The sequence below is a fragment of the Mycolicibacterium arseniciresistens genome (assembly GCF_030519285.1).
Classification (GTDB): Bacteria; Actinomycetota; Actinomycetes; order Mycobacteriales; family Mycobacteriaceae; genus Mycobacterium; species Mycobacterium arseniciresistens.
In genome coordinates this window covers 1-9150 of the sequence record NZ_JAUMSQ010000033.1, presented here as the reverse complement: position 1 = coordinate 9150, position 9150 = coordinate 1, and the positions used below count along the sequence as shown (strand labels likewise).

Here is a 9150-nt window from a genome sequence, read left to right as displayed (position 1 = left end):
CCGGGCGGCCCCGCGCCCGCCGGGGCGCCTCCGCCGGGTCGACGTCGCTGCTCACACCGGCAGCCTACGGACTATTTTTCGCCGGTCGGCAAAAAAGGCCGCGAAACATCGGTGCGCGCCCTAATCTGAGCGAGTGCCAAACACCTATCGCGTCGTCCAGTGGACGACTGGAAACGTCGGGAAGAGCTCGGTCGCGGCGATCGCGCGGAACCCGCACCTCGAACTCGTCGGCTGCTACGCCTGGTCGGCCGAGAAGGCCGGTCGCGACGTCGGCGAACTCTGCGGCATCGAACCGCTCGGCGTCACCGCCACCAACGACGTCGGCGAACTGCTCGCCCTGAAGCCGGACGTCGTCGTGTACAACCCGATGTGGATCGACGTCGACGAGCTGGTGGGCATTCTCGAGGCCGGTGTCAACGTGGTGGCGTCCGCGTCGTTCATCACCGGACGCAATCTGGGCGACGGCCGCGACAAGCTCGAGAAAGCCTGCCAGAAGGGCGGATCGACGCTGTTCGGCTCCGGCGTCAGCCCCGGCTTCGCGGAACTGCTCGCGATCGTGGCGGCCACCGCCTGCGACAGGGTCGACAAGATCATCATCGCCGAGTCCGCGGACACCACGCTCTACGACTCCCCCGACACCGAGCGCCCCACGGGATTCGGCACCGCGATCGACGATCCGAACCTGCAGCCGATGGCCGAAAAGGGCACCGCGGTGTTCGCCGAGGCGGTGCAACTGGTCGCCGACGCGATCGGCGTCGAGCTCGACGAGATCAAGTGCGTGCCCGAATACGCCCAGACCACAGAGGATCTGGTGATGGCATCGTGGACCATCCCGGCCGGTCACGTCGCGGGTGTCGCCGCCAGCTGGCAGGGCATCGCCGGCGGCAGGACCGTCGTGGACATCAACGTGCGGTGGAAGAAGGGCCAGACGCTGGAGCCCGACTGGCAGCTCGACGCGGACGGCTGGAAGATCACCATCGAGGGCAGGCCCACGGTCAACATGCAGGTGGGATTCCTGCCGCCGCAGGACATGATCGAGAACGCCAAGACGATCGAGGACTTCTTCGTGCTCGGGCACATCATGACCGCGATGCCGCCGATCCACGCGATCGCTGCGGTGGTCGCCGCGGCGCCCGGCATCGCCACCTACAACGACCTGCCGCTGAATCTTCCACGCGGGGTGGTGCCGACGGCCTGATCCGTCTCAGCCCGGCCCGGCCAGCTCGATTCCGGTCGCCGCCCGCACCGCGGCACCACGGGCGGTGCCCGACTGGTCGGCCTTCTTGAGCTGTGCGGGGAAGGTGACGCCCCCGAGCCGGCGTTGAAGGGTCTTCACCGGGATCATCAGCTCGCGCCAGGCGTCCGGGATCGCCAGTTCGAGTGGGACGTCCGACAGGTCCTGCTCGAGGAGGAAGGCGTATGCGGTCAGTTTCCCGTCGGTGGCTGCGGCGACCACCTTCCAGTACCGAACCGGGATCTGCACGCGCACCGGACCGTTCGGGCCCTCCCCGAGGAAGATCGGGTCATCGGCCGCGAGCACCGGACCGGCGAACACCGACACCCGGCCGGTGCCTGCCTGCTTGGCGATCAGGTTCTCCAGTGCGCCCCAGTTCTTCGCCTTGGCCTGGTTGAATCCTGCGACCTGCGGTGTGCAGTTCGTGATGTGGAAGGTGTCGCCGTTGGCGTCGCGCACCTCCTGGTAGCTCGAACCCCACGCGGCGTCCTCCCGCCGCACCACGTGCCCGCGGTCGAAGGCGCCGCGATCCTTGGTGAAGAACCGGTCGGTGAGCTGGAACTCGGCGGGCACCCGCGGATCGACGAACCACAGCTCGATGTCGTTGCGGCCCAGCCCCGACAGCCCCTTGCGGGAGTAGTCCCCCGGCTCGGGTTCCTTTGCCGCCGGCGAGAAGTCGGCGTTGCACGCGGTGAACGCGGCGAGCCGGCGGCGCTTGTCCATCACGACCGAGAAGTGGTGGTACGGGATGTAGGGCGTGCCGTCCTGCAGGCTCACGACGTTCGCGGGGTCGGCGGGCGCGGGTGGCGGCAGCTCCAGACCGTCGAGAAACGCACTGTCGTAACCGGTCCGGTTGCTGTAGTCGGTGTCGTGGTGTGGCGCCACCATCGCCTCGGTCGCGAAAGGGCTCGGGTCGGAGGCGGCCGTGGACGCGGCCACCGGGGCGCCGGCGATCCGCACTGTCACCTCGATCGGGATGTCGTAGCGGACGGTCAGCTGCTCGGGCACGTCAGTCCGCGCCGGTGCGGGCGCCTCGGCGCCGGTCCGCTGCCACCAGGCGTCCCACTCACCGGCCGAGGGCGCGGGCCGGCCTGCGAAGGACACCCCGCTGTCCACCACCCGCCGGTCCTCGGCGAGGTCGCAGGCCGGCACCGCGTAGTTCTCCTTGAGGTAGATGCCGGCGAAGTGCAGCGCCACCACGTGGCCGGTGCGTACGTCGATGACCGCCGAACCGGAGTTGCCGCCGAGCGTCGAGCTGTCGTGGGTGCCGACGTCGACACGCTTGCCGAAGCTGGTGGTCGGCGCGCGGCCCCTGATCTTCCCCGGCTGCAGCCGCTTGACGTTGTACACGCCGCGGAACACCTTGTGCTGCACGGCGGGGTCGTTGCGTGGGTCGAAAGCCGGATAGCCGACGCATGCGATCTCGCGGTCGATGAGATCCGCCGGGTCGTCCAGTGACAGCTGCAGCACCGGATGCCGCGCGGCCAGGCCGTCGACCCGCAGCAGCGCCATGTCCCAGTAGGGGTGGATCATCGCGACGCCGAGGATGTCGAGCGCGATCGAGGCGCCGCTGCCCGCCTCGTGGGCGAAGTCGACGTCCGGGCTCATGCCGGGCAGGAAGCGCAGGTCGTGGACTCCGAGGCCGGACGTGAACAGCTCCGCCACATGGCGATTGGTCATCAGCAGTCCCTCGCCCGCGACGAAGGCGGTGCCGCCGTAGGGCAGCGAGGGGTGCCCGGGCAGGTCGACGCGCCCGATCGACGACAGCGTCGACTTGATCGCCGCGTGCAGCGCCGGATCGGTGTCGAGGTGCTGCCAGAGTGGGTCCTCGATGGTGAAGTCCCCGCCGACGACGTCGATGGCCGGACGGAGTTCGGGCAGCACGATGGCCTCGAGGGCGAATTCGCCGTCGGGCCCCAGATCCTGGTGGTGCGCCAGCCGGTCGACGGCCTCTGCGCCCCTCGGATCACTCAGCGAGCCGGCCAGATTCGGCGTGAGGCCTTCGTGGAAGGTCTCCGGTGTGTCGTCGGGAGCCAGCTGCCCGATGACCGTGCGCAACCTGTCGAGTTTGTCCACGTTGCCAGCCTGCGCGAACCGGGCGGGACGGGACAGGGTAGTCGGCTACCTCACCCGGGTGTCGGCGGTGTGCTGAGGGTGGGGCCGAACACCGGGCTCTTCTCCACGTCGAGGACGGCGGCCGTCAATGTCGCCTGGGCCGGTCCGACGACCGTGACGTCCTTCATGAACCGCGCCTCGCGGCCGCGCACGGTGAAGGTGCCGTCCTGTGGTTCGCGCCCACCGCTAACCCGGTAGTGCACCTGCAGCTCCTGCTCGGGCAGCGGGCGCACGCCGATGTACTTCGGCTCGATCGTGTAGGTGTAGAGGCACTCCTGCGGCTGAGGGCAGTCCCGCCCGGTCACCGTGACGCCGACGGTGAACTCGTTGGCCGCGGGCACCGGCGGTGCGACCGATGCCGGCGGGGTCCGCGGCGCGGCGGGGGTGGCTGCCTGGTCGTCGGCGGCGAACAGGATGTAGGTCCCGACCCCGATGCCGCCCACCACGATGGCGATCAGCGCGGCGCCTGCCGCGCCCCTGCGGATGGTGTCCGCCCAGGCGCTCAGTGCCATCGGCGGGCCGTCACTCGGTCACCCGGTTGCCGTGTTCGTCCCAGTTGGCGGCGACCTTCTTGCTCGGCTGCACCCGCGGCGGTTCGCCCGGCATCTTCGGGTAGCTCGGCGGGTAGGGCAGGTCGCCGAGACCGCGGTCCTCGTCGGCGGCCACCATGTCGAGCAGTTTCTGCAGTGAGTGCGCCGTCTCGTCGATGCCCGCCCACGGGTCGGGTCGGCCGGCCACGAAGTCGGGCACTGTCGCGATCGTGTAGTCGTCGGGGTCGGCATCGGCCAGCTCGTCCCACGTCAGCGGTGTCGACACCGTCGCGATCGGGGTCTTGCGCGCCGAGTACGCCGAGGCGAACGTGCGGTCGCGCGCGTTCTGGTTGTAGTCGATGAACACCCGCTCGCCGCGGTCCTCCTTCCACCAGGATGTGGTGACGTCGTCCGGTGCGCGTCGTTCGACCTCGCGGGCCAGCGCGATGCCGGCGCGGCGGACGGCGACGAAGTCCCAGCTGTTCTCGATGCGCAGGAAGATGTGCACGCCGCGGCCGCCGGACGTCTTGGGGTAGGCGGTGAGCCCGAGTTCGTCGAGCAGCGGTTTGAGGACGCCGACGGCGACCGCGCTCGCCTCCTTGAAGCCGGTGCCCGGCTGCGGGTCGAGGTCGATGCGCAGTTCGTCGGGGTGCTCGGTGTCGGGGCAGCGCACCTGCCACGGGTGCAGGGTGACGGTGCCCATCTGCGCGGCCCACGCGATGGCCGACGGGTGGGTGACCTTCAGCGCGTCGGCCGTGCGGCCCGACGGGAAGGTGACGGTGCACGTCTCGAGGTAGTCGGGATGCTTCTGCGGCACCCGTTTCTGGTAGATCTCCTCGCCTTCGATGCCGTCGGGAAACCTCTGCAGATGCGTCGGCCGGTCCCGCAGGACGGCGACCATGGGACCGGCAATCGACCGGTAGTAGTCGAACAACGCCCCCTTCGTGCCCTTGGCGCCCAGCTTCGGGAAGTACGGCTTGTCGCGGTTGGTCAGTCGGACCTTGACACCGTCGACGTCGATCTCCTCTGCGGGAGTGGGCATCAGGACTCCAGTACGTCGTAGAGGTCGTAGGTGAGCGGCGCGTCGAGCTGGTCGAAGGTGCAGCTGCGCGGATCGCGGTCGGGCCGCCACCGGACGAATTTCACCGCGTGCCTGAAGCGTTGACCGGCGTCGCCGTTGCCCTCCATCTGGTCGTAGTGCACTTCGCAGACCCGTTCCGGCCGGACGGGGATCCAGCGCTTGTCGGCGGCCGAGTTCCACCGGCTCGGATCGCCTTCACGCACGTCGTCACCCTCCCGCAGCGGTTCCAGTTCGGCCAGCAGCCGGATGCGGTCCTTCGTGCTGAACGACGCTGCGCCGCCGACCATCTGCAGTTCGCCGTCGTCACGGTACAGGCCGAGCAGCACCGATCCGACGCCTTCGCCACTCTTGTGGATGCGGTATCCCATTGCGACGCAGTCGGCGTCGCGGGCGTGCTTGACCTTGACCATCTCCCGCTTGCCGGGCAGGTACGGACCGTCGAGCCGTTTGGCGATCACGCCGTCGAGCCCGGCGCCCTCGAAGGTGTCCAGCCACTGGGCGCCGGTCTGCGGGTCCTCGGTGGTGCGGGTGACGTGGCACCACTGCTTCTCGTGCACGGCGTCGGCCAGCGCCTGCCTGCGGATTCGGAAGGGCTCCTTGGTGAGCAGTGTGTCGCCGACGGCGAGGGCGTCGAATCCGATGAAGTGCGCCGGGGTCTGCTCGGCCAGTAGCTTCACCCGCGACACCGCCGGGTGGATGCGTTGCGACAGCGATTCCCAGTCCAGCCGGATCCGGCCGCCGATCTCGCGGGGCACCACGATCTCACCGTCGAGCACGCAGCGCTCGGCCACTTCGTCGCGCAGCGCCACCGCCAGTTCGGGGAAGTACCGGCCGAGGTCCTTGCCCGAGCGGGACTGAAGGACGATCTCGTCACCGTCACGGAAGACCAGAGCGCGGAAACCGTCCCACTTCGGCTCGTAGGACCACACGCCCGCGTCGGCCGGCACCGTGGCCTGCGCCTTGGCCAGCATCGGCTCGATCGGGGGCTGAACGGGTAGCTGCACGGTTCCCATAGTCGTGCAGACCGCATGCGCCGGGCAATGTCATCGACACCTCGGCGCAGGTTCAGCGGCGCGGGGTGATCCGGATCGGCAGCGAGTCGATCCCGATACCGACGTTGTGCACCGGTCCGCCGCCGGACCACACCGGCGGACCGGCGAGCTCGACGTCGTAGCCGGCCGCGATCTCCCCGAACACCACCTGCACCTCCTTGCGGGCGAGGTTGGCGCCGAGGCAGTAGTGCACGCCGCCGCCGCCGAAGGACACGTGCGGGTTGGGGAACCGGTGGACGTCGAACCGGAAGGGGTCGTCGAAGACGGACTCGTCGCGGTTGCCCGACGGGTACCAGAGCAGCACGCGGTCACCCGCCTGGACGTTCGCATCGCCGATGGTCACATCGACGGTGGCGGTCCGACCGAAGAAGATGACCGGGCTCGACCAGCGGATGGCTTCGTCGGCGGCGGTGGCGCAGAGGTCGGGGCTCGTCCGCAGTTCGTCGAGCTGGGCGGGATCGTCGAGCAGCTCGATGAGTCCCTGCGCCAGCGCGTTGCGCGTGGTCTCGCTGCCGGCGATGGCCAGGATGAGGAAGAACATCTCGAGTTCGAAGCCGTCGAGCTGACCGGCCAGCTTGGTCCAGACATCGTCGGTCGGGTTGGCCCGCTTGTCGGCGGTGAGCCGCTGCGCGTACTCGAAGAGTTCGACCTGGAATCCGAGCCGATCCTCGTCGGAGTAGCCGTTGTACGGGTTGCCCGACTTGAGGAGGTGGTCGACCCGCTCGAACACCCAGGGCCGGTCGGTCTCGGGGATGCCCACGATGTCGGCGATGAGGTGCATCGGGACCTGATAGGCGATGTCGCGGACGAAGTCGCACGTGTCCCCCGCCGCCGCCGCGAGGATGTCCGCGGTCCGGGCGGCGATGCGCTGCTCGAGCCTGCCGATCATGCGCGGGGTGAACTCCGAGGTGATGATCCTGCGCATCTCGGCCTGGTCCGGCGGATCCATCGACACCAGGGTCCGGCCTGAGGACAGCAGCGGGTCGGCCGCCATCATCGGGCCGCCGGCGGCCTCGAAGGTCTTCCAGTCGCGATTGACCTGCTGGATCTCGTGGTGGGTGACGATCGACCAGAACGGGATCGACGGGATCGAGGGACGACCCTCGACGGCCAGGTGGCGGTGCACCGGCCCGCGTCGGCGCAACTCGGTGAAGACCTCGTGCGGGAAGCCCGCCGTATAGAGCTGCGGATCGGTGAGGTCGACGTCCAGGATCTCGGTCACGCCTGCTCCTCGGTGAACGGGTCGGGTGAGCAGGACCGGACGGCCTGCCGAATCAGTGCGCGGACCGCCGATTCGTCAGCGGCTTCGCCGAGCAGGAGGCGCCGGTACACGAGCCCGCCGGCGAGCATGTCGACGAGTGCGTCGGCGTCGGTCGAGGGCGGGACGTCGCCGCGCAGGCGTGCCCGTTCCACCGCGTCGAGCACCGGCTGGCGGCACCGCCCCGCGAAGGTGCGGACGATCGACCGGATCGAATCGTCGGTGGTCGCCTCGGCGAGCAGCGCAGGCAGCAGTGCTGCGAGTTCGGGCTGGGTGAGCATGTCCGCGATCGGGAGCGTGGCGGCGAACAGGTCGTCGACGAAGGATCCGGTGTCCACCGAATCGGACGGCGCGGTGATGGACACCGCAACGAACTGGACGAGCTCGCTCTTGCTGCGCCAGCGGCGGTAGATCGAGCCGCGGCCGACACCAGCTCGGGTGGCGATTCCCTCGATGGTCGCGCCGCCCCAACCCTTGGCCGCGACCTCGGCGACGGTCGCGTCGACGATCACCGCGTCCAGCCGGTCGTCGCGGGGACGGCCCCGCCGGGCTCTGCGCTCGATCGGCGGGTTGATCGTCGCTGCGGTTCCCGGCATCTGGTAATACTGAACCGGGTAGTTCCGGAAATCAAGCGTCTCGTAATACCGGCGGCATTCCGGACCGACGACGGCGAGAATGGTCCGATGCAGCTGCCCGTCCAGCCGCCGGTGCGGCCGATGCTCGCAAAGTCGGTGCCGGCGATCCCGCCCGAGGCGATGTACGAGCCCAAATGGGACGGCTTCCGGTCGATCTGTTTCCGCGACGGCGACGAGGTGGAATTCGGCAGCCGCAACGAACGGCCGATGACGCGCTACTTCCCCGAACTGGTCGCGGCGGCCACGGCCGAACTCCCCGCACGGTGCGTGGTCGACGGCGAGATCGTCATCGCCACCGGCTCGGGTCTCGACTTCGAGGCGCTGCAGCTGCGCGTGCATCCCGCCGCGTCGCGGGTGCGGATGCTCGCCGACACGACGCCGGCGTCGTTCATCGCGTTCGATCTGCTCGCGCTCGGCGATACCGACTACACCGGGCGGCCGTTCAGTGAGCGCCGCGTGGCCCTCGTCGACGCCCTGGCCGGATCGGGACCGTCGATCCACGTCACGCCGGTCACCACCGACCTCGCCACGGCACAGCGGTGGTTCGACGAGTTCGAGGGCGCCGGCCTGGACGGGGTGATCGCCAAACCGCCGGACGTGACGTATCAACCGGACAAACGCGTCATGTTCAAGATCAAGCACCAGCGCACCGCGGACTGCGTGGTGGCGGGGTACCGGCTGCACAAGTCGGGCGACGATGCGATCGGATCCCTGATGCTCGGGCTGTACGACGGCGACGGCGGTCTCGCGTCCGTCGGCGTCATCGGCGCCTTCCCGATGGCCACCCGCCGGACGCTGTTCACCGAGCTGCAGCCTCTGGTCACCAGCTTCGACGGCCATCCGTGGAACTGGGCCGCCCACATGGAGGCCGGCACCCCTGGGCGCAACGCCGGCTCACGCTGGAATTCCGGCAAGGATCTGTCGTTCATACCCCTGCGCCCCGAGCGCGTGGTCGAGGTCCGCTACGACCACATGGAGGGCCAGCGCTTCCGGCACACCGCGCAGTTCAACCGCTGGCGTCCCGATCGGGACCCGCGTTCATGCACCTACGACCAGCTCGAGCGGCCGGTCACGTTCGATGTGGCCGATATCGTTCCCGGTCTGGGTGCAGTCGGTTCTTGAGTAACGCCGGGCCGCAGGTGATCCGCTGGTGGGGTCGCTTGACCAGGATGTTCAGTTTTCCCGGGGCTGGTGGTGCGGTCGAGCGGTACTGGCCCCCGCTGGGGGTGACGAACTGCGCGGTGT

8 protein-coding genes are annotated in these 9150 nt (G+C 69.3%); 2 read left to right on the top strand and 6 right to left on the bottom strand.

Annotated elements, in window-relative coordinates; all coding sequences use genetic code 11:
- The first annotated feature begins 133 nt into the window (after window positions 1–133).
- Window positions 134–1198, top strand: coding sequence for an NAD(P)H-dependent amine dehydrogenase family protein (locus tag Q2100_RS07320; protein ID WP_302913466.1), 1065 nt, complete (start codon window positions 134–136; stop codon window positions 1196–1198).
- A gap of 6 nt (window positions 1199–1204) precedes the next feature.
- On the opposite strand, the gene Q2100_RS07315 is transcribed toward Q2100_RS07320, so the two are convergent.
- The 6 genes from Q2100_RS07315 to Q2100_RS07290 are packed head-to-tail and all read right to left on the bottom strand — an operon-like array spanning window position 1205 to window position 7866.
- Window positions 1205–3310 (bottom strand): DNA/RNA non-specific endonuclease, encoded by a 2106-nt coding sequence (locus tag Q2100_RS07315; RefSeq protein WP_302913465.1) that lies wholly within the window; start codon window positions 3308–3310, stop codon window positions 1205–1207.
- A gap of 50 nt (window positions 3311–3360) precedes the next feature.
- Window positions 3361–3861: a hypothetical protein gene (locus tag Q2100_RS07310; protein WP_302913464.1), complete on the bottom strand. Its 501-nt coding sequence runs from the start codon at window positions 3859–3861 to the stop codon at window positions 3361–3363.
- Between the two features lie 10 nt (window positions 3862–3871).
- Window positions 3872–4921 (bottom strand): non-homologous end-joining DNA ligase, encoded by a 1050-nt coding sequence (gene ligD, locus Q2100_RS07305; RefSeq protein WP_302913463.1) that lies wholly within the window; start codon window positions 4919–4921, stop codon window positions 3872–3874.
- Complete coding sequence (locus tag Q2100_RS07300; protein ID WP_302913462.1) at window positions 4921–5973, bottom strand: ATP-dependent DNA ligase; 1053 nt, start codon at window positions 5971–5973, stop codon at window positions 4921–4923. The genes ligD and Q2100_RS07300 overlap by 1 nt, the downstream gene beginning before the upstream one ends.
- Window positions 5974–6025: 52 nt before the next feature.
- Window positions 6026–7234, bottom strand: coding sequence for a cytochrome P450 (locus Q2100_RS07295; RefSeq protein WP_302913461.1), 1209 nt, complete (start codon window positions 7232–7234; stop codon window positions 6026–6028).
- Entirely contained in the window at window positions 7231–7866 is a 636-nt protein-coding gene (locus Q2100_RS07290; protein ID WP_302913460.1) for a TetR/AcrR family transcriptional regulator, read from the bottom strand. The genes Q2100_RS07295 and Q2100_RS07290 overlap by 4 nt, the downstream gene beginning before the upstream one ends.
- A gap of 87 nt (window positions 7867–7953) precedes the next feature.
- On the opposite strand from Q2100_RS07290, the gene Q2100_RS07285 reads away from it, so the two are divergent.
- Complete coding sequence (locus tag Q2100_RS07285; RefSeq protein WP_302913459.1) at window positions 7954–9027, top strand: ATP-dependent DNA ligase; 1074 nt, start codon at window positions 7954–7956, stop codon at window positions 9025–9027.
- Window positions 9028–9150 lie beyond the last annotated feature (123 nt).

Coding starts and splice junctions, on each gene's coding strand:
- Q2100_RS07310 (WP_302913464.1), bottom strand. CDS start 3,861: ATGGCACTGAGCGCCTGGGCGGACACCATCCGCAGGGGCGCGGCAGGC.
- ligD (WP_302913463.1), bottom strand. CDS start 4,921: ATGCCCACTCCCGCAGAGGAGATCGACGTCGACGGTGTCAAGGTCCGA.
- Q2100_RS07300 (WP_302913462.1), bottom strand. CDS start 5,973: ATGGGAACCGTGCAGCTACCCGTTCAGCCCCCGATCGAGCCGATGCTG.
- Q2100_RS07290 (WP_302913460.1), bottom strand. CDS start 7,866: ATGCCGGGAACCGCAGCGACGATCAACCCGCCGATCGAGCGCAGAGCC.
- Q2100_RS07285 (WP_302913459.1), top strand. CDS start 7,954: ATGCAGCTGCCCGTCCAGCCGCCGGTGCGGCCGATGCTCGCAAAGTCG.